Below are 19,940 nucleotides of genomic sequence, written 5' to 3'. Positions count from 1 at the left end.
AGTTGATGCACGACAGCGCAGCCGAGCATCCGAACGGATCAATAGTTCGAAGAGGCCAGTCATGGTCCTTGCGGGTGGAATGTGGTGCGACGGGTTTGGTGGCCCGACGGGTTGCTGACGCTGGCGACAGCGGAGTTGTGGCGGGATCAACGGGGCAGCGGACGTCCGTTGGCGTGGGCAGCGTTCCTGTTCGGGATTTCGTTGTCGTTGTGCGCGAATATCGGTGCGGTTCCGTCGTTCGGGGTGACGGTGGCGGAAGTCAGGGGTAAAGCCGAGGATGCAGGGGATAGTCAGGCACGGACGCAGCCCTCACCCGAATCGGCTGAGCTGGAGCGCGATTTGAGCGTTGACCAGCGAATGTGGCTGCCGCTGTCAGCGGGAGGCAGCCTGGGGCGCCGCCCGTCTGGTGGGGAGTTGGATCGGGGCGGACGACCCAACGCGGTTGCCCGATCGCCAGCGGCCGCGGATACGTGTGGTGAGCTTGTGCGTGCCGATCCATGAGTGCGGCGCGCGGTTGAGGGCAGCGACTGAGCTTCTGGCGTGACCTGCCGACTACGGTTTGGGCAGCCACACAGCGACTTCGGCAAGGGCGTCGAGCACGCTGTCGTCGACGCGGCCTCCGATAGCCTCCGTTCTAGCAAGGACGACCTTGGTGCCATCGCGGTGCGATTGAAGTGATGGCCGGTGAGATCAACCCCGGCGAGGCCGAGCAGCGCGCCGGCGAGCGGAGCGATGTCACCGCTGCCCTGAACCGCTTCGACATTGGCGTACTGGCGCGGCACCACCGCCAGCAGCCGAGTGGTGAGCAGCAATTCGAGTTCGCGCCGCGCGCGGAGGCTCGCCGCGGGGTCTCCGCGCGCGGCGGTTCGGGGAGGTCGAAGCCCTTGGCGGCCGGCACCTGCTGGCCCGCCTCGCTCGCGAGGCGCGGGCTGCCGCCCACCCGCAACACGCTCGAGGACTGCGTATACCGCTAGCGTGCAGGAAGATCCATGCCATGACGCCCGACTCCCGATTCCGGCTCGTCCCGATGCGCCCGCGCGACCCGGACGAAGCCGGGCGCGCCGCGTCCACCTTGGAGCTGTTCTTCGACCTCGTCTTCGTGGTCGCCGTGAGCATCGCCGCCGCGCAGTTGCACCATGCGCTCGGCGAGGGGCACGTGCTCGACGGGATCGGCAACTACTGCGTCGTGTTCTTCGGGATCTGGTGGGCCTGGATGAACTTCACCTGGTTCGCCACCTCGTTCGACACCGACGACTGGCTGTACCGGGTCTTCACGATCGTGCAGATGGGCGGCGTGCTCGTCCTCGCCTCCGGCATCGGTCCGGCGTTCGAGCACGGCGACTATTCGGTGCTGATCCTCGCCTACGTCGTGATGCGCTTCGCGCTCGTGGCCCAGTGGCTGCGCGCGTCGCGATCAGGCGGGCCCGCCCGCCGGGCGACGCTCATCTACGCGGCGGGCATCACCCTGGTCCAGCTGCTGTGGCTGGCTTCGCTGCTGCTTCCGGCCGGGATGTTCACGGTCGCGCTGATCGTGCTCGTCGTCGCGGAAATCGCCGTGCCGATCGTCGCCGAGCGCACCGGGTCCACGCCCTGGCACCCGCATCACATCACCGAACGGTACGGCTTGTTCACGCTCATCCTCCTCGGCGAAAGCCTGCTCGCCTCTGCCAACGCGATCATCGAAGCCCTTCGCGACACCGAATCGCCCGGAGAACTCATCGGCATCGCCGTGCTGACTCTCGTCGCGACGGCGGCGTTGTGGTGGATCTACTTCTGGCCGCCGCATCACCGCGCCATCAAGGGTTTCGCGAGTTCGCTGGCCTACGGGTACGGGCACTTCTTCATCTTCGCCGCCGCGGGAGCGTTTTCCGCCGGTATCGAGGTCGAGATCGACGTCCTCACCGGACACAGTGCGCTGCATCAGCCCGGCGCGTCTTTCGCCTACACTGTTCCGCTCGCGGTCTTCGTGCTCGGCATCTGGGCTCTCGCGATCCGGCCGCACGCCGACCGGGTCGTCAACGCCGTCCTGCCGTTGGCCGGGCTGCTGGTCCTGGTGGACCCTTTCATTCCGGTCCCGTTCGCGCTCACGGCCGCGATCCTCGCCGGAGCGGTCGTGGTCCTCGTCTGGCGGCGGCCGCTCGACGGCCAGGAGGTCTGACGGCCGCGGCGGGGTTCAGTCGAAGACCACAACGCTGCGCGCGGTTTCGCCTTTCCCGAGCTTCGCGTATCCGTCGTTGACCTGGTCCAGCGTGATTGTCTCGGAGACGAGGTCGTCCAGGTTCAGCCTGCCTTGCCGGTAGAGCCGCGCGTAGAGCGGGATGTCGATCTCCGCCACGGTCGCGCCCATGAACACTCCGCTCAGTTTCTTGTTGCCGCGCAGCAAGTCATCGGCAGTGAGCGCGGCCCCGGTCCCCGGCTTCATCTTGCCGACGACGTACGTCGAACCGCCGCGGCCGGTGATGTCGGTCGCCTGCCGAACGGTCTGCGGCAGCCCGACGACCTCGAAGGCGTAGTCGACACCGCCCTTGCCGACGATTTCCCGGACGCGGTCGGCGAGATCGGCCTCTTCGGCCGGGTTGACGACCTCGGTGGCGCCGAAGGTGCGGGCGAGTTCGAGCTTGGCCGGCTGGAGGTCGATCGCGATCACGTGGCTCGCCCCGGAGATCGCGGCTCCTTGCACGACGTTGAGGCCGACCCCGCCGCAGCCGATCACGGCGACGGTGTCCCCGAACTTCACCCGGGCGGCGTTCTTGACGGCCCCGACGCCGGTGATGACGCCGCAGCCGAGCAGCGCGGCCCGGTCGAAGGGGAGGGCCTTGTCGACCGGGACGAGATTGCGCTCGTGCACCAGGATCTTTTCCGCGAAGCCGCCGATGTCGCCGATCTGGGTGACGGTCCTGCCGTCCAGCGAATACCGCGGCCGCTCGTTCGGTCCGCGCCGGATCGCGCCGGGGTTGGCGCAGTTCGTCGGGACACCGAGCACGCAGTCGGCGCAGGCGCCGCAGCTCGAGATCAGGTTGGCGACGACGTGATCGCCCGCCTTCACTCCGGTGACGTCCGCGCCGGTCGATTCCACGACGCCGGCGACCTCGTGGCCGAGGACCAGCGGCAGCGGCCACCCGAAGTCCGTGTTCATCGTGTGGAGGTCGCTGTGGCACAGCCCGCTGGCCTTGACCTTGACCACGACCTCGCGCGGCATCGGCTCGTCGAGCTCGATCTCGCGGATCTCGAGAGGCTTGCCCACCTCGACCATGACGGCCGCTCTCATCGGATGTCTCCTGTCTCTTCGATCGGGTGTGCTCAGCGGGCGGGCCAGGGCAGGTCCGCGGGAATGCCGATGCTGTTGATCTCGACGAACTCGTCGAACCCTTCGAGACCCAGCTCGTAACCGAGCCCGCTGTCCTTCACCCCGCCGAACGGCGCGGCGAGCCCGGCCGGGCATCCGTTGACCTCTGTCATGCCGGTCTCCATGCGGGCGGCGAACTTCGCGGCGCGCATCGGATCGGCGGAGAACACCGCGCCGCTGAGGCCGTAGCGGGAGTCGTTGGCGATCGCCAGCGCCTCTTCCTCGGTGTCGTACTCGAGCACCGAGACCACCGGACCGAAGACCTCCTCCTGGGCGATGTGCATCGAGGGAGCGACGCCGGTGAAGACGGTCGGCTCCACGAACCAGCCGGTGTCCAGCCCCTTCGGACGGCCGCCGCCGACGATCGGCACGGCTCCTTCGCGCACCGCCGCGGCGATCATGCCCTCGACGCGTTCACGGTGTGCCGCGCTCACGAGGGGGCCGAAGTAGACCTCCGGGTCGAGCGGATCGCCGATCTTGAGCGCACTGATCTTCGCCGCCAGCGCGTCGACGAATCGGCCGGAGACGTTTCGGGGAAGCACGATCCTCGTTTTGGCGGTGCAGACCTCGCCGTTGCTGCGCAGCGCCGCGTGCAGCACGGTGTCGACGGTCGACTCCACGTCGACGTCGTCGAGCAGCACGGAGGCGGACTTGCCGCCGAGCTCGAGGGTCACGGGGCGCAGCAGCCCGGCGCATACCGCGGCGATGCTCTTGCCCACGCCGGTCGATCCGGTGAAGGAGATCGTGTCGACCCCCGGATGAGAAACCAGGTGCTCGCTGGCAGGCCGGTCCCCGGACACGATGTTCAGCACGCCCGCGGGCAGACCTGCCCTCTGGGTCATCTCCGCGAAGAGGTACTGGTTCAAGGGTGCGTCGGGAGCGGACTTGACCACGACGGTGCATCCGGCCAGCAGCGCCGGGGCGAGCTTCATGACGGTGATCAGATGGGGTGCGTTCCACGGAACGATCGCGCCGAGCACGCCGGCGGGACGGCGGTGCACGAGGGCACGGCCGGACGGGGCCTCTCGGATTTCCTCGAACGGGTAGCTCTGGGCGAGTTCCGTCATCTGGTCGACGATCAGCCGGGGACGCCGGGCCTGGATGGGCACCGAATGCTGGATCGGCGTGCCCATCTCCGCGGACACGAGCTCGGCCATCGTCGCTTCGTTCGCCTGCATCTCGGCGCTGAGCCTGCGCATGACAGCCGAGCGCTCGGCCAGCGACATCCGCGGCCATGGGCCCTTGTCGAAGGCTTCGCGGGCTGCCGCGACGGCCCGGTCGATGTCGGCTTCGACGCCCATGGGCACCGTCGCGACGGGCTTTTCGGTGTAGGGGGAGAGCACGGTCAGCTTCTCGCCCGTGGACGGGGCGACCCATTCGCCGCCGATGAACAGGCTGTCGTAGCGGCCTTGCCACATGATGTCCGTTTCCTTTCCTGTCTTCAGGTGTCTGGTCGAAGCCGCCCGTCAGGTCAGCGCGCCGGGGTCTGTGCCGCGGCGAGCGTCTCCAGGGCGGCGACGGCGTCGCGCAGCCGTCCGAGCGCCGCGGTGGTGTCCTCGGAGGTCGTTCCTTCCGCGTCGCCTGGCTGCGCGGCGCTCACTGGGGCCCGTGCGATGGCGTCGAGGTCGCGCGAGGCAGCCTCGACGCGGGACGTGACTGCTGTGCGTTCCTCGACGTTCCAGGCGGGAGCGAGCGCGGAGAGGGCCGCGATCTGTCGCCGTACGCTCGTCACCGCGTCGATGGCCGGGTCGAGGGCGTCGTTTTCCCAGCGGCCGTGCCGGTCGCGAGGTTCGAGACGGGCGCCACGGGCCGCCGCGGTGAACTCCAGCGCAGTCAGTCGGGTGCGCACCACTGCGTGACCGGCTGCGAGCCGGTGCGTCTCGTCGTCCGCCGCCCAGAGGAGCACAAGTGCGTCGATCTGCCGCGCGGTCGCCTCCGCCCACTCGGCGAGCCGCTCGGTGAGCAGGCGCCGGTGCCACGTGGGAGCGAGGAGATAGGCGGCGAACGCGAGCAGGCAGCCGATGATCGTGTCGAGGCCGCGAGTGGTCGCGCCGAGCGGGCCAGGAGTCAGCGAGCCGATCCAGGCGACCACCCAGAACATCGTGTACGGCTGACCACAGCTGCGGAACGCCAGGTAACCGCAGAACAGCAGGAGCAGCACGACGGCGTGCAGAGCCGGGACGTAGGGCAAGAAGGACAGCGCCACGCCGGCGACCGCGCCCGCGACGGTGCCGAGGGAACGTCCGATGCCGCGCGCGAAGGTGGAGCCGTAGTCCGGGAACACGATCAGCGCCGCCGCGACGACCACCCAGAAACCGTGCCCGGCAAGGAAAGCCGCCGATCCCAGCCAGGAGCCCACCGCCATGCCGGCCACCTGCGCGACGACGCAGACGATCGCCAGGCGAAGCGCGTGGTGCAGGATCGGAGAGCCCCAGCGCAGCTCGTCCGCGATCAGTTCGAAGGAACTCGGCGTGTGCCGCTCGTCGGAGGCAGGGGCAACCTGCTCGCCCGCGGCAAGCCGAGTCGCGGCGTCCACCGCACGCGCCACGGCGCGCTGGAGTTCGCTGCTCGGCTCACCCGGCCACGCGACCGCGAGAGGGGAGCCGCCGGTACGTCTGCGCGAAACCGCTGAAGCAATGGCGACCAGTTGGCGAGCCGACGCCTCCTGCCAACGGGCCGATTCGTCGTCCGCGCGATTGCCGAGCGCGCGCATCAATTGCCCGATTTCCTCGCCGCGTACCACCAGCTGCGTGAGCCGGTCGAGCTCGCGGTGGCTGCTCCACCGCAGCAATGCCAGGCTTCGGTCGGCGGCCAGGAGAGCGGAGTCCCCGGCGCCGCCGGACGCGATCGCCCGGTAGAAGCCCGCGACGGCACCGCGCTGCGCCGAGTGCTGGGACTCGTATGGGGGAAGCAGCTGTGCGAGGTTCATGATCGCGAACCCCACGGCGAAGAACGCGACGACCTGGCCCGTGCTCGCCGTCAGCTCCGCCGAGATCTCGGCGAACGCCAAGAAAACGATGGTGACGACCGTCAGGCGCATGCTGATTCCGATCGCGACGGCGCGCAGGAGCCCGGAAACCAGGAAGAGCACGAAGACAGCCGCCAGGATCAGCGCCCAGTTCCCGGAAACCAGCACCCCGAGCCCGGCGGCGGCGATCTGCGCGGCGCTGGTCGCGAGCGTCGCGGCGATGCGGGACCGGTTGTGCGGCATGACCGCGGCGATCGTGCCCAGGAACGCGCCCACGACGACCAGCAGCTGTTGCTCCGGGTCGTGCAGGAGATATCCGACGACCGTCGCGATCAGCATGCCGACCGCGACCCGCGTCAGCTTGAGCGGGTCCTGGAACGGTTTGCCCGGCTGCATGCCGCGCCGGGCGGCGTCCCGGAAAGCAACCCAGTCCATGTTCGAAACACCTTTGCTTGAAAGCCGAGAGCGCGGCGGGTCAATCGCCCGCGCTCTCGCCGAGGTTGTCGTGGATGCGCGACAGCAGCCGCCAGGCGGTCTTGCGGCCGGTGCCCTCGATGCCGGACGTCAGGCCGCTCAGCCACTGCTCGACGAGCGGGAGAACGTCCTTTACGCGCTGTTCGCCGTCCGGTGTGATCGTCAAGGTCTGCACCCGGCGGTCGGCCTCGTCGCTGCCGCGGACGACGAACCCGCGCTTGACGAGTCCGTCGATCAGGCCGGTGACGGTCGCCCGCTTGACTTCCAGCTCCTCGGACAGTCGTGCGGGCGTGATCCCCGGCGCCTCGCCCACCGCGAGAAGAGCGGCGAAACGGCCGCCCGACAGGTCGTGCCGGACGAGCAGTTCGTTGTAGGCGTCGTCGATCCGCCGCGCTGTCGCCAGCAGGCCCATCGCGAACTCCGCTTGCCCGCTGCCGTCGAGACGACGCAGCAGCAGCCCTTGCCTCGGTCCGAGCATCGCATCCATAGCCGCCATACTATCAGGTGCCTAACTACTTTGCCGCGCTGTGCCGCGCCGGGGCCGCCGAAACCGCTACCAGACCGGCCGGTCGCCGTCGGTGCCCGGCTTGTCGACGCCGAGGTTCTCGCGAACGTGCTTCTCCGGATGGGCCACGATGTCGGCGACGAGCGCTGCGACGCTCTTGCGCGACACTGTGGTGCCCTTGAACGGTTCGTCGCGCCGGGTGACCTCGTAGGAGACCTCGTCGGTGTCGGAGAGCCAGGCTGGGCGCAGCACCGTGTAATCCAGCGACGAGGCTTCGATCGCGTCGGATGCCGCCGCGTAGGTGTCCAGTGTGGCGGCCCCGATGGTGGTGCGGTTCCAACGGCCGAACGCGCCGGGGACTTCCTGGTAGATGCCCAGCGCGGTCACGAAGACGAGGCGATTGACGCCCTCGGCTTCCATGACCGCGACGATGGCCCGCGCCTGCTCGTCGATGGCACCGGCGAGGTTCGCGTAGACGATGTCTTGCCCGCGCACCGCTTTCGCGAGTGCTGCGCGGTCTCTCGCGTCGCCCTCGATCACCGTCGCTTCATCGGGGACGTTGTCGATGCGGCTCTTGTCACGGGCGAACAGCGTGAGCGCGGCACCCTGCTCTGCCAGCATGCCGATCGCCCACGAGGCGATCTGTCCGGACGCGCCGAGCACGAGAACGTTGGTCATGCGGATTCCCTTCCTGGTGCGGGCATCGACGGGTCAACCAGCGAACCGGGGCGCCCGCCGGGCCTCGAAAGCAGCGACGCCCTCGGCCGGGTCGGGCCCGGCCATCGCCCGCACGACGGCTTCGCGTTCAAGCCGCAGCCCGCTTCCGAGCGGTTCGTCCAAGGCTGTGCGGCAGAGGCTCTTCATCGCGGTCAGAGCGGGCCTGCTGCGCGTGGCGAGTGTTTCGCAGTATCCGCGCGCCGCTGCGGCCAGTTCGGCGGCGGGCACTACGTAGCTGGCCAGACCCCACTGCGTCGCGGTCCGGGCGTCGATCCGGCGTCCGGAATACATCAGGTCCAGTGCGCGGTTCGGCCCGACGACGCGGGGGAGTCGCTGGGTCGCGCCCCACGCCGGGACCAGCCCGTACTGCACGTGCTGGTCGCCGAAGCGGGCGTTGTCGGCGGCGAAGACCACGTCGCAGCAGAGGATCAGCTCCAGTCCGCCGGCCAGGACCAAACCTTGGCAGGCGGCCACGACCGGGAGCGGGCTGTTCGCCAGCCGGGCCAGCGTGGCGTGCGCGAGCCGCAGGAATCGTTCCAGCGCGGGGGAATCGCCGAGCATCGTCTTGGCTTCGGCGAGATCCCCGCCGGTGCAGAAGTGGTCGCCGCTCGCGCACAGCAGAACGGCCCGCACCCCGGATCCCGGCCGCTCGAACTCGTCCAGCCCGGCTGCCATCTCGGCGAAATCGGTGCGGCGCAGGGCATTGAACTTGCCCGGCCGGTTCAGCTCCAGCACTCCGACCGCGCCGGCGCGCGTGACGGCGACCATCAGGAGTCCGTTGCCGTGCCGCCGCGCCCGGCGCGAGCCATGCTGCCGCAGAGGACGGACGGCGGATGGGCGGGTGCGGAGTGCGTCGGGCCGGTGGCGGGATTTCTGCTGGGGGACATGCGAGCAACCTAAACAGCTGTTTCTTCGCGAGCAATGCGAAATTTCGAAAGCGGTGATTCGGGATGGCGAAAGTCCGGTGTCCGGGTTTCAGCTTTCCGCCAGCCTTGATTGCCTGCGACGGCCATCTAGGCCAGTTCCGGGTGCCTGGCTGTCCGGTTCCTCGGGCAGCCAGGCACCGCGTACGCCGGTCAGACAGCCTGAGCGGCGGAGCCGGACTGTGCGGTTGACGTTTTCGTGCTCAGCCGGGGAAGTTCCCGCAGCAGCAACCCGGCGACAACGGAAATCAGTGCCGCCCCGCCGTTGTAGATCGCCACCGTCGTCCAACTGCCGCTCGACTTGAACAAGGCCGCCGAGATCAACGGTGCGAACGAGCCGCCCAGCACCGCGCCAAGGCCGTAGGACACCGCCAGCGCGCTGTAGCGGATCGAAGGCGGGAAGGCGAGCGCGAAGAACGTCGGCTCGGCGGCGGAGTTCGCGCTTACGGCCATGAACAGCAGCACGAAACCGGCGACCATCGGCAGGTAACTGCCGCTGCCCAGCAGCGGGTAGAACGCGAACGGGGTCAGCACCAGGGCGATCGCTGACACCACGAACACCTGCTTGCGGCCGAACCGGTCGGCCAGCAATCCGAACAGCGGGGTCGAGAACATGTACATCGCGGTCACGATGAGCAGCATCGACAGCAGCGTCGTCTTAGGCTGGTGCAGCACCGACGTGCCGTAGGTCAGCGAATACACCGTGACGACATAGAAATTGACGTGCGTGCCGAGGCAGCACAGCATCACCAGGATCATCGGGCGCCAGCCGCGCTTGACCGCGTCCGCGAGCGGGACCCGCTTGACCGCCTGCGCGTTCTCCACGCGGACGAACTCGGGGCTTTCGTCGAGCTTGACCCGGATGTACAGGCCGACCAGCACCAGGACCGCGCTCAGCAGGAACGGGATGCGCCAGCCCCAGGCGAGGAAGGCGTCGCCGGGGAGTTCGTTCAGCACCAGGAACAGCAGGTTCGCGAGCAGCAAGCCCCAGCCGGCACCGGAGTTGACGAACGCACCGGCCAGGCCGCGGCGTTTGTCGCCGGAGCTTTCCACGCTCATCACGAAGCCGCCGGCTTGTTCGCCGCCGAGGGCGAGGCCTTGGACCAAGCGGCAGAGCACGAGCAGGATGGGCGCGAGGATGCCGATCGTGCGGTAGGTCGGCAGCAGGCCGATCGCGAAAGTGCCCACGCCCATCAGCATCATGGTCAGGAACAGGACGCGTTTGCGGCCGACGCGGTCGCCGAGGTTGCCGAAGATCGCGGCGCCGATCGGGCGCATCACGAAGGCGATCGCGAACGTCGACAGCGACAGCAGGACCCCGGCGGCGGGGTCGACCTGCGGGAAGAACAGTTTTCCGAAGACCAGCGAGGCGGCGACCCCGTAGACCAGGAAGTCGTAGTACTCGACGGTGGTGCCGACCATGCTCGCCACGACGGCGCGGCGGCCGGAGCGGGCGCGGGCGGCGGGTTCCGGTGCGGACGGGGATTTCGGCGTCGTCATTGAACGCCCCTCTCCGAATGGGGTGCGGCGGACCGGGAAATGTGATCAAAATTGAGCCCCGAGCGGGGTCGCCGTAGCGTATGCAGGCCGTTCGGGGTAATCAATTCGGAGTTCCCGAAGCGCGGCTTCGGGTTTGCGAAATAGGTTTCCGCCCCGCGCGCGCGTAGCGTCGCGAGGATGGAAGACACGCACTCCGGACCGCTCAAGGGCGTGCGGATCGTCGAACTCGGCGGGGTCGGGCCGACGCCGTTCGCCTGCATGCTGCTGGCCGATCTCGGCGCCGAGGTGCTGCGCGTCGAACGCCCGCCCGGCTACGACGGCGGCGCGCCGATCGAACCCCGATTCGAGCTGATGAACCGGGGCCGCCGGGGCGTGCCGCTGGATCTCAAGAACCCGGATGCGGTTGCCGCCGTGCTGCGGATGGTCGAGCGGGCCGACGCGCTGGTCGAGGGGTTCCGTCCGGGCGTCGCGGAGAAGCTGGGGCTCGGGCCGGACGAATGTCTGGCCGCGAACCCGGCACTGGTGTACGGCCGGATGACCGGCTGGGGCCAGGACGGGCCGCTGGCCGCGGCCGCGGGCCATGACGTCAACTACGTGTCCCTGACCGGCGTCGTGCACTCGATCGGCGAGGCGGGAGGACCGCCCGTCATCCCGCTGAACCTGACCGGCGACTTCGGCGGCGGGTCGCTGTACCTGGCTCTCGGGGTGGTGTCCGCATTGCTGGAAAGTCGCGGTTCAGGCAAAGGGCAGGTGGTGGACGCGGCCATGGTGGACGGTTCGGCATCGCTGATGACTGCCTTCTACGGCTTCCGGGCGGCGGGCTACTGGACCGACGAGCGCGGCACGAACCGGCTCGATTCCGGCGCGCCCTGGTACCAGGTCTACGAGACCCAGGACGGCGGCTGGATCAGCCTCGCCGCGAATGAGACCCGTTTCTGGCGCAACACCCTGCGGATGCTCGGGCTCGCCGAGGACGAACTGCCCGGTCAGCACGACCGGCAGCGCTGGCCGGAAATGAAAAAGCGCTTCGCCGAGGTGTTCCGGACGAAGACGCGTAGCGAGTGGTGCGCGCTCGCCGAAGGGCAGGACGTGTGCCTCGCGCCGGTGCTGTCGATGGCGGAGGCTCCGCACCATCCGCATCTGCGGGCCCGAGGCACGTTCGTCGAGGTCGACGGCGTCGTGCAGCCCGGTCCCGCGCCGCGGTTCAGCCGCACGCCCGGGGCGATCCGGCGGCCGCCTGCCGCGCCGGGAGAGCACGCGGAGGAGGCGCTGGCCGACTGGGGCTTTTCCGCTGCGGAGACCGCGGCCCTGCGCGCCGGGTTCGGAAATCCCGAATCTCGCCTTCGGGAACCGTCAATTGGCTTTCCGGTCCGGCCGCATTAACCTGATGGAAACCGCGATGGGAGTACGAGAAAATGTGCGCGAATTTCCTCAACGAATCGCAGGCGGAATGGCTGAAGACCGTCAACGACTTCATGGACAACGAAATCACCGTCGAGTATGTCCGGAACTGCGACTTCGAACGGCAGTACCCGTACGAGGCCTATGACAAGATCGCGAAGCAGGGCTGGCTCGGCATCCTGATCCCGGAATCCGAGGGCGGCTCCGGCGGGGACATCTTCGACTACTCCCTGATGGCCGAGGGGCTCGGCAAGTTCGGCTTCGACTTCGCCTGCTCGGTGCTGGTGCCCACGTTCACCGCGATGAACATCATCAAGTACGGCACCGCGGAGCAGAAAGCCCGCTACGTCAAGCCGTTCATCGACGGCGAGATCCGGTTCTCCGTGTCGATCTCCGAGCCGGACGCCGGTTCGGACGCGGCCAACACCAAGACCCACGCGCGCCAGGACGAGAACGGCGACTGGATCGTCAGCGGCTCGAAGCTGTGGTGCAGCGGTGCGGCGGCGAAGGACACCGTCATCGCGATGCTCGTCCGCACCGACAAGAACGACAAGCACAACGGCCTGTCCGTGCTGCTGATCCCGAACGACACCCCGGGCCTGGACATCCGCAAGCTGCCCACGCTGTCCCGGCACGCCACCGGCACGACCGAGATCTTCCTCGACGAGGTCCGGGTCCCCGCGGACGCGCTGCTCGGCGAGGTCGGCCAGGGCTGGAAGATCATCACCGAACACCTTGAGCTGGAACGCTGCGCGGTCGCCGCGGCCTACACCGGCAACGCGCAGGAGGCGGTCAGCAACGCCAACCGCTACGCCCACCAGCGCACCCAGTTCGGCAAGCCGATCCGCGATTTCCAGGTGCTCAAGCACATGCTGGCGGAGAACCAGACGCGCGTCGACGCGGCCCGGCTGCTCTGCTACCGCGCCGCGCAGATGAAGGCCGAGAACCTGCCGGCCGCGCGCGAGACGTCGATGGCGAAGCTGTACGGCTCGGAAACCCTGAAGCAGTGCGCGCTCGACGGCATGCAGATCCTGGGCGGCTACGCGAACCTGCCCGAGGGCGACATGGAGCGCTACCTGCGCGAAAGCATCCAGTCGACGATCGGCGGCGGCACCTCGCAAATCCAGCGCACCATCATCGCGAAGTCGATGCGCCTGCCCGCCTGAACTGCTTTTCCTGAGGAGAGAAGATCAATGGGGATCAACAACCGCATCGACATGCCTTACGACGAGCTTGAGGTCGGCCAGGTCTTCCGCACCGGCGGGCGGACGATCACCGAGGCCGACGTCGTCAACTACTGCGCGCTGACCGGCAACTGGATCGAGATCCACTCCAACAAGCACTACGCGGAGCAGACCCGGTTCGGCAAGCGGCTGGTGCAGGGGTCGCTGACGTACTCGATCATGACCGGGCTGATCCAGTTCGGCCCGTCGATCCAGGCGAACTACGGGATCGACAACCTGCGCTACCTCAAGCCGGTCGCGATCGACGACACGATCTACGTGACCGCCGAGGTCACCGCGAAGAAGGAAAAGGACGACAAGTACGGCGTCACCACGTTCCTGATGAAGGCGCTCAACCAGGACGGCTACGTGGTGCAGCGCAGCGAGTGGAGCCTGCTGATGCTGCGCCGCCGCGACGACCTCGAAGCGCTGCTCGCGGCGTCCCTGCCGACGGAGAAGCAGCCGGAGAAGAAGTGAGCGCCGGCGAACCGGTCGCCGCGATCGTCGGGATGGGCGACGCGTACGCGTCGAAGGCCGACCGGAAAGACCCGCTGCAGCTGGCCACCGAGGCGACGATGGCCGCGCTGGCCGACGCCGGGATCGGCAAGCACCAGGTGGACGCGGTGTTCACCGGGCGCTCGCCGTGGGCGGACAAGCGGTCCCAGTGGAGCAACATCTTCATCTCCCATCTGCAGATGCCGGTGACGCTCAACAGCGAGATCACGCTGCACGGAGCCGGGCTGACGTCGACCATCGCGGTGGCGTCGCAGATGATCGCGGCGGGCGCGGCGGAGTATGTGCTGTGCGTGCAGAGCGATGCGACCGAGTTGTTCGTGGACGCGGTGGCGATGGGTTCGGAGGCCGATTCGGACCCGCAGTACGAAGTGCCGTACGGCCCGACCATTCCGTCTCTGTACGGGCAGGCCGCGTGCCGGTACTTCCACGAGTACGGGCTGACCGAGGAAGACCTCGCCGACGTCGCGATCGCCAACCAGCGCTGGGGCGCGCGGCATCCGCACGCGGCGAAGCGCAAGCACGGCGAGATCGACCGCGAGAAGGTGCTGTCGTCGCCGTACGTCGCCACGCCGCTGCGCCGGTGGATGTGCTCCACCTGGGGCGGTGGCACCGGCGGCGCGCTCGTAGTCACCTCCCCGGAGCGCGCGAAGGAAGCGCGCGACCCGGTCTGGGTGCACGGCTACGGTTCGGCGACGACGCACGAGTACCTCACCGACCGGATGAACATGCGGTCGGGCCGGTTCGCCGGGCTGGGCGAGTTCCCGAACCTCACGCACACCGCGACGGTCGAGGCCGCCCGCCAGGCGTTCACCCGATCCGGGCTCACTCCGTCCGATGTGGACATGCTGCAGCTGTCGGTGAACTTCGCGCACATGGGCCCGATCATCATGGAGGACCTGGGTTTCGCGAAGAAGGGTCACGGCATCGACGTGTACCGCGAGGGCCGCACCGGGGTCGACGGCGACCTGCCGACCGACACCAACGGCGGCTGGCTTTCCTTCGGGCAGCCGGGGATCTCGTGCAATATGGACAGTCTGGTCGAGGCGGTCCGGCAGTTGCGGGGGACCGCGCTGGGGCTGGCGCCGAAGCGGAAACCGCGCACGGTGCTGGTGCAGGGCGCGGGCGGAATGCTCGCCGCGGCGGGTGTGATGGTGTTGTCCGGCAACGACGCTGGGAGGCCGTGATGAGCGAGGACTGGCCGCAGCCGTACCGGCTGCCGGATGCCGAACCGTACTGGTCGGCGCTCGGCGAGGAACGGCTCACTTACCAGCGCTGCGGTTCGTGCGGCGAGGTCGTGTGGCCCGCGCACTCGTACTGTCCGCACTGCTCCGCCCGCTCGCTGGACTGGGAAGAGTCTCGGGGGCGCGGCACGGTGTGGTCCTACAGCACGATCACGCGCGGTCCGACGCCGGTGTGGGCGGCGATCGTGCCTTACACGGTCGGGTTCGTCGAACTGGCGGAGGGTTACCAGCTGTTCACCCAGATCGAAGCGGAACCGGACGCGATCGAGATCGGCATGCCGGTCGAGGTCCGCTTCGTGCGGCGCGGGGAGCAGACGCTCCCGGTGTTCGCCCCGGCAACGGAGGAATGACATGGCAGGCCCGCTCGACGGTGTGCGGATCCTGGACCTGACCTCGAACTTCATGGGGCCGTACGCGTCCCTGTTGCTCGCGGATCTCGGCGCCGACGTCGCGAAGGTGGAGTCCCCGGAAGGCGACACCACCCGCGGCGTCGGCCCGCGGCGAAATCCCGGGATGGCCGCGATTTTCCTGCACCTGAACCGGAACAAGCGCAGCCTCGTGCTCGATCTGAAGCATCCGGACGGCCGCGACGCGCTCGTCCGCATGATGCGCTCAGCCGACGTCCTGCTGCACAGCCTGCGCCCGGCGGCGATGGACCGGCTCGGACTGTCCTATGCGGACGCTCGCGAGATCAATCCGCGGCTGGTGTACTGCGGCTGCTTCGGGTTCGGCCAGAACGGCCCCTACGCGGCGAAACCGGCTTACGACGACCTGATCCAGGCAGCGGTGGGCATGCCGGTGGTGCAGAGCCGCGGACAGGGCGAACCCGCGTACGTCGCGACGGCGATCGCGGACCGGGTGGTCGGCATGGCGACCTCGTCGGCGGTCACCGCCGCGTTGTACTACCGGGAACGCACCGGGCACGGGCAGGAGGTGCAGGTGCCGATGTTCGAGACGTTCGCCCATTTCGCGATGGGCGACCACCTCTACGGGCACACCTTCGTGCCGCCGATCGGGGACTGGGGCTACGCGCGGATGCTGAACGCGGACCGCCGCCCGTACCGGACCCTCGACGGGTATCTGGGCGTCAACATCTACACCACCCGGCATTGGCAGCGGTTCTTCGCCGCGGTCGGGCGGTCGGACCTGGCCGAGGACCCGCGGTTCGCCGACATCCACGGCCGGACGGAGAACATCGGCGAGCTGTACGCGTTCCTGGCCGAGGTCTTCGCCACCCGGTCGACCGACGAGTGGCTGAAGGTGCTCACCGAGGCGGACATCCCGGTCATCCGGATGAACACGCCGGAGACGCTGCTGAGCGATCCGCACATGAGCGACATCGGGTTCTTCGCCGAGCAGGACCATCCCTCGGAGGGACGGCTGCGCACCATCGGCATTCCGCAGCAGTGGAGCGAAAGCGCTCCCGAGCTGCGGTACCCCGCGCCTCGGCTGGGCGAGCATTCGGCGGAGCTGCTGGGGGAGTTCGGGTTCGGCGAGGACGAGATCGGTGCGCTGGCCGCCTCGGGCGCTGCCGGGATCGGAGTGCGCGATGACGCGTGAGCTTCCCCTGAGCGGGATCGTCGTGGTGGAGCTGAGCGACAGCGCCTCGGCGCCGTTCGCCGGCAAGATCCTGGCCGAGCTGGGCGCCGAGGTGTGGAAGGTGGAGCGGCCGACCGGCGACTCCGCGCGCGGCTGGGGGCCGAGCGAGTGGAAGGGCGACGGGGCCGCGTTCCACGCGCTCAACCGCGGTCGCCGCTACCTCAGCCTCGACATCAAGGACCGTGAGCAGCTCGCCACGCTGCACCGGCTCATCGCCGAGCGGGCCGACGTTTTCCTGCACAACCTCCGGCCCGGCAGCGCGGCGAAGTACGGCCTCGACGCGGACAATCTGCGCGTGACGAAGCCGGAGCTGGTGCATTGCGAGATCGGCGCGTTCGGCAAGGCCGGGCCGCTGCGCGAACTGCCCGGCTACGACCCGCTGATGCAGGCGTTCTCCGGGATCATGGACATCACCGGGGAGCACGACGGCGGGCCGGTGCGCGCCGGGGTGTCCATTGTGGACTTCGGGACCGGCATGTGGGCGGTGATCGGCATCCTCGCGGCGCTCAACCGGCGGCACGTCAAGCACACCGGGGCCGCGGTGGACGCGTCGCTGCTGGAGACGGCGATCGCGTGGAACTCCGTCGGCATCGCCGGCTACGCGGCGGACGGATACCCCGGAAGCAGGCACGGTTCCGGCGTGGCGTTCATCGTCCCGCACCGCGCGTTCGCGGCTTCAGACGGCGCACTGATCGTCAGCTGCGCCAACGACCCGCTGTTCGCCCGGCTCTCCGCAGCGCTCGGGCACTCGGAATGGGCGGACGACCCGCGGTTCGCCACGAACGCCGCCAGGCTGGAGAACCGCGCCGAAATCGACCGGCTGATCGGCGAGCGGATCGCGAGCGGCACCCGCGCGCAGTGGCAGGACCGGTTGCAGGCGGCCGGGATTCCCTGCGCGCCGGTGCAGACGACCCCGGAGCTGGTCGGCCACGAGCAGACCCGGGAACTCGGCATCATCGGCGCAGCTGACGAGGGCGAGATCGGCGTCGTCGGGCTGCCCTTGTCCTTCGACGGCAGGCGTCCGCCGCCGCTGCCCGCGGTCCGCCCGATCGGCGCGGACAACGACCTGCTCGGCTCGGTGCTCCCGACCCGGGCCTGACCCGTCCCCGGACAGAAGTGGAAAGTGTCATGGCTGCGCCGTATTCGGAAAAGCAGTGGAGCGCGATCGAGTCCGCGCCTGTGGGCGAGGCTCGAGCGGTGCAGGAGGAGCGGTTGCGCGAGCAGTTGGCGTATGTGGCTGCGCGCAGCGTGTTCTATCAGGAGAAGTTCGCGGGGATCGACCTGGCGAAGGTGCGGACGGTCGAGGACCTGGCCGGATTGCCGTTCACGGAGAAGCAGGAGCTGCGCGAAAGCCTGGCCGCCGCACCGCCGCTGGGCGCGCACGCGGCGGCGAGCCCGGACGAGATCGTGCAGATCCAGGCCTCCTCGGGGACCACGGGCAGCCCGTCGTACGTCGGGCTGACCCGCGGCGACATCGAAACGTGGTGCGAGCTGGGCGCGCGGGCGCTGTACGCGAACGGGTTCCGGCCGGGCGACCGGTTGCTGCACGCGTTCGGGATGAGCAAGGGGTTCGTCGGCGGATTGCCGGTGGTGCAGATCCTGCAGCACATGGGCATCGTCGACATCCCCATCGGAGCCGAGGCCGGAGCCGAACGCCTGCTGCGCGTGCAGGCCGACCAGCGGCCCAACGCGCTGATCGGCACCCCGTACTTCCTCGCCTACCTCGCCGAACAAGCACCGGCGATCGTGGGCATGGACGCTCGTGATCTGGGCGTTCGCGCGATCAGCGTCGGCGGCGAACCCGGCGGCGGGCTGCCCGCGGTGCGGGAGAAGCTGGAATCGCTGTGGGGCGCGACCTCGCGGGAAATGCTCGGCGGCACCGACATCGCCTGCACCTACTGGGGCGAATGCGAGGCCGCGAACGGGATGCACTTCCTGTCGCCGGACCTGATGGTCGCCGAGTTGATCAACCCCGACACCGGCGAGCAGATCGTTCCGGTCGAGGGCGCGCAGGGCGAACTGGTGTACACCGCGCTGCGCAGGCAGGCGTCGCCGCTGGTGCGGTTCCGCACCCGCGACCACGTGATCGTGACCGGCACGGACTGCGCGTGCGGGAGGACCGGATACACGGTGCGGTGCATCGGGAGGACCGACGACATGTTGATCGTCCGCGGGATCAACGTGTTCCCGTCGGCGATCAAGCAGCTGGTGGCGGAACTGGCCCCGGTCACCACCGGCGAGATGCGCATCCGCGCGGACTTCGAGGGGCATTCCACGCAGAAGCCGCTGCCGCTCGTGGTCGAACACGCGACTGGGTTGCCTGCGGAGAAACAGGCTGAACTCCGGACCTCCCTGGAAAGCCGGATCCGGTCCGCGCTGAACGTGAAAACCGCCGTCACGCTGGTCCCGGACGGCACTTTGAAGCGTCCTGACCACGTGAAAGTCAACCTCGTGGAACGGGTGCCCGCGCAGACCGCGTGATAGAGGTAGAGCGTGAGCGCGTTCAACAGGCTGCACCTGATCCGGCAGGTCGACCTCCTCACCCTGCGGCTGTTCCTGTCCGCGGTCGAGGAGAAGCAGATCGGGCTGGCCGCGATCCGGGAGAACGTCTCGGCGTCGACGGCGACGAAACGGATCCACGATCTCGAGGCCATCGCCGGCATCGAACTGCTGGACCGCGGCCCGCGCGGCGTGGTGCCGACGCCCGCGGGCGCGGTGCTGGCGCGGCACGTGCGGAAGATCTTCGGCAGTCTCGAGGACATCCGGTCGGAAATCGCGGCGTTCACCGAAGGAATGCAGGGAGATCTGACCATCGCTTCGGCGAGGTCGATCTTCGCGCCGTTTCTCGCCCGGGAACTCGGTGAATTCTACCGGCAATACCCGCAGGTCCGGTTGATCGTCCACGAAATCGAAAACCGGGAAATCGTGCAAGAGGTCGCGCGCGGCGAAGCGGATCTCGGCGTGTTCGCCGCGGCGCACGAACTCGACCTGACCGGCGTGGATGTCACGCCGTACCGCCGCGACCGGATCGTGGTGGCGCTGCCGCGCGGGCACCGGTTCGCCGACCGGCTGAGCGTGACGTTCGCGGAGCTGCTGCCGGAGCCCCTGATCGCGGTGGGCCCGATGGCGGGCGCGTTCCGGGCCGCGGCGCGCCGGCTGGGCGAGGAGTTCGAGCCGGCGTTCACCGTGCGCAGCGGCGAGGTCGCGCTGAGCCTGGTCCAGGCCGGGCTCGGGGTCGCGGCGCAGCCGGAGTGCATGGTGCCGCGGGAGTTCCTCGACCGGGTCGCGGTGGTCGAACTCGCCGAACCGTGGGCGGAGCGGAAAATCCACCTCGCGACCGCCGCGGGCCGCCGTCCGGGGCCGGCGTGCCGGGCGCTGATCGAGCAGCTGCTGGACCGGCCCGTCGACGAACCTCCGGTCTCGTGACAGCCCGCCTTCCAGCCGCGGCGCCCCTGGCTGGTTCCTGCCACCATCACCTCGGCCTGCCGGACATCCAGCGCGCGGCGGGCGTCGGCGATCTGTTCGAC

At 69.0% G+C, this 19,940-nt stretch carries 18 protein-coding genes; 11 read left to right on the top strand and 7 right to left on the bottom strand.

Annotated elements, in window-relative coordinates; genetic code table 11:
* The first annotated feature begins 677 nt into the window (after nt 1-677).
* Together ACWDNU_RS16995 and ACWDNU_RS16990 are read left to right on the top strand one after the other, a co-directional pair.
* Nucleotides 678-974: a hypothetical protein gene (locus ACWDNU_RS16995; protein WP_370937546.1), complete on the top strand. Its 297-nt coding sequence runs from the start codon at nt 678-680 to the stop codon at nt 972-974.
* Nucleotides 975-994: 20 nt separating this feature from the next.
* A complete protein-coding gene (locus tag ACWDNU_RS16990) occupies nt 995-2,158 on the top strand; it encodes a low temperature requirement protein A (protein ID WP_378314395.1) in 1,164 nt (387 codons plus the stop codon).
* A gap of 15 nt (nt 2,159-2,173) precedes the next feature.
* Here ACWDNU_RS16990 and ACWDNU_RS16985 read toward each other — a convergent pair whose 3' ends face one another.
* The 7 genes from ACWDNU_RS16985 to ACWDNU_RS16955 all read right to left on the bottom strand — a co-directional run bounded on the left by ACWDNU_RS16985 (nt 2,174) and on the right by ACWDNU_RS16955 (nt 10,433).
* Nucleotides 2,174-3,268: a Zn-dependent alcohol dehydrogenase gene (locus ACWDNU_RS16985; protein WP_370937544.1), complete on the bottom strand. Its 1,095-nt coding sequence runs from the start codon at nt 3,266-3,268 to the stop codon at nt 2,174-2,176.
* 32 nt (nt 3,269-3,300) lie between these two features.
* Nucleotides 3,301-4,764, bottom strand: coding sequence for an aldehyde dehydrogenase (locus ACWDNU_RS16980; protein ID WP_449669523.1), 1,464 nt, complete (start codon nt 4,762-4,764; stop codon nt 3,301-3,303).
* A gap of 53 nt (nt 4,765-4,817) precedes the next feature.
* Nucleotides 4,818-6,749 carry an FUSC family protein gene (locus ACWDNU_RS16975; protein ID WP_449669522.1) on the bottom strand — a complete coding sequence of 644 codons (1,932 nt, stop codon included), beginning with the start codon at nt 6,747-6,749 and terminating at the stop codon, nt 4,818-4,820.
* A 40-nt stretch (nt 6,750-6,789) separates the two neighbouring features.
* Complete coding sequence (locus tag ACWDNU_RS16970; protein ID WP_449669521.1) at nt 6,790-7,275, bottom strand: MarR family winged helix-turn-helix transcriptional regulator; 486 nt, start codon at nt 7,273-7,275, stop codon at nt 6,790-6,792.
* A 66-nt stretch (nt 7,276-7,341) separates the two neighbouring features.
* Nucleotides 7,342-7,971 (bottom strand): NAD(P)H-binding protein, encoded by a 630-nt coding sequence (locus ACWDNU_RS16965; RefSeq protein ID WP_370937540.1) that lies wholly within the window; start codon nt 7,969-7,971, stop codon nt 7,342-7,344.
* A 33-nt stretch (nt 7,972-8,004) separates the two neighbouring features.
* Nucleotides 8,005-8,778 carry an enoyl-CoA hydratase/isomerase family protein gene (locus ACWDNU_RS16960; RefSeq protein WP_449669520.1) on the bottom strand — a complete coding sequence of 258 codons (774 nt, stop codon included), beginning with the start codon at nt 8,776-8,778 and terminating at the stop codon, nt 8,005-8,007.
* Between the two features lie 308 nt (nt 8,779-9,086).
* Nucleotides 9,087-10,433 (bottom strand): MFS transporter, encoded by a 1,347-nt coding sequence (locus tag ACWDNU_RS16955; RefSeq protein WP_449669519.1) that lies wholly within the window; start codon nt 10,431-10,433, stop codon nt 9,087-9,089.
* 177 nt (nt 10,434-10,610) lie between these two features.
* On the opposite strand from ACWDNU_RS16955, the gene ACWDNU_RS16950 reads away from it, so the two are divergent.
* The 9 genes from ACWDNU_RS16950 to ACWDNU_RS16910 are packed head-to-tail and all read left to right on the top strand — an operon-like array spanning nt 10,611 to nt 19,839.
* On the top strand, nt 10,611-11,816 hold the full coding sequence (locus ACWDNU_RS16950; protein WP_449669518.1) for a CaiB/BaiF CoA transferase family protein: 1,206 nt from the start codon (nt 10,611-10,613) through the stop codon (nt 11,814-11,816).
* A gap of 32 nt (nt 11,817-11,848) precedes the next feature.
* Nucleotides 11,849-13,000: an acyl-CoA dehydrogenase family protein gene (locus tag ACWDNU_RS16945; protein WP_378399283.1), complete on the top strand. Its 1,152-nt coding sequence runs from the start codon at nt 11,849-11,851 to the stop codon at nt 12,998-13,000.
* A gap of 27 nt (nt 13,001-13,027) precedes the next feature.
* Nucleotides 13,028-13,534 (top strand): MaoC family dehydratase, encoded by a 507-nt coding sequence (locus ACWDNU_RS16940; RefSeq protein WP_449669517.1) that lies wholly within the window; start codon nt 13,028-13,030, stop codon nt 13,532-13,534.
* Nucleotides 13,531-14,757 (top strand): thiolase family protein, encoded by a 1,227-nt coding sequence (locus tag ACWDNU_RS16935; protein ID WP_449669516.1) that lies wholly within the window; start codon nt 13,531-13,533, stop codon nt 14,755-14,757. The genes ACWDNU_RS16940 and ACWDNU_RS16935 overlap by 4 nt, the downstream gene beginning before the upstream one ends.
* Complete coding sequence (locus ACWDNU_RS16930; protein ID WP_449669515.1) at nt 14,757-15,164, top strand: Zn-ribbon domain-containing OB-fold protein; 408 nt, start codon at nt 14,757-14,759, stop codon at nt 15,162-15,164. Before ACWDNU_RS16935 ends, ACWDNU_RS16930 begins: the two co-directional genes overlap by 1 nt.
* A gap of 1 nt (nt 15,165) precedes the next feature.
* Nucleotides 15,166-16,374, top strand: coding sequence for a CaiB/BaiF CoA transferase family protein (locus ACWDNU_RS16925; protein ID WP_449669514.1), 1,209 nt, complete (start codon nt 15,166-15,168; stop codon nt 16,372-16,374).
* Nucleotides 16,364-17,512, top strand: a complete 1,149-nt coding sequence (locus tag ACWDNU_RS16920) for a CaiB/BaiF CoA transferase family protein (RefSeq protein ID WP_449669513.1) — start codon at nt 16,364-16,366, stop codon at nt 17,510-17,512. The genes ACWDNU_RS16925 and ACWDNU_RS16920 overlap by 11 nt, the downstream gene beginning before the upstream one ends.
* Nucleotides 17,513-17,541: 29 nt before the next feature.
* Entirely contained in the window at nt 17,542-18,894 is a 1,353-nt protein-coding gene (locus tag ACWDNU_RS16915) for a phenylacetate--CoA ligase family protein (protein WP_449669512.1), read from the top strand.
* Between the two features lie 12 nt (nt 18,895-18,906).
* The gene (locus tag ACWDNU_RS16910) at nt 18,907-19,839 is read left to right on the top strand and encodes a LysR family transcriptional regulator (RefSeq protein WP_370937529.1); all 933 of its coding nucleotides are present in this window, start codon (nt 18,907-18,909) and stop codon (nt 19,837-19,839) included.
* The last annotated feature ends 101 nt before the right edge of the window (nt 19,840-19,940 follow it).

It is taken from the genome of Amycolatopsis sp. NPDC003676 (assembly GCF_053587275.1).
This window is presented reverse-complemented; position numbering and strand designations above follow the sequence as displayed.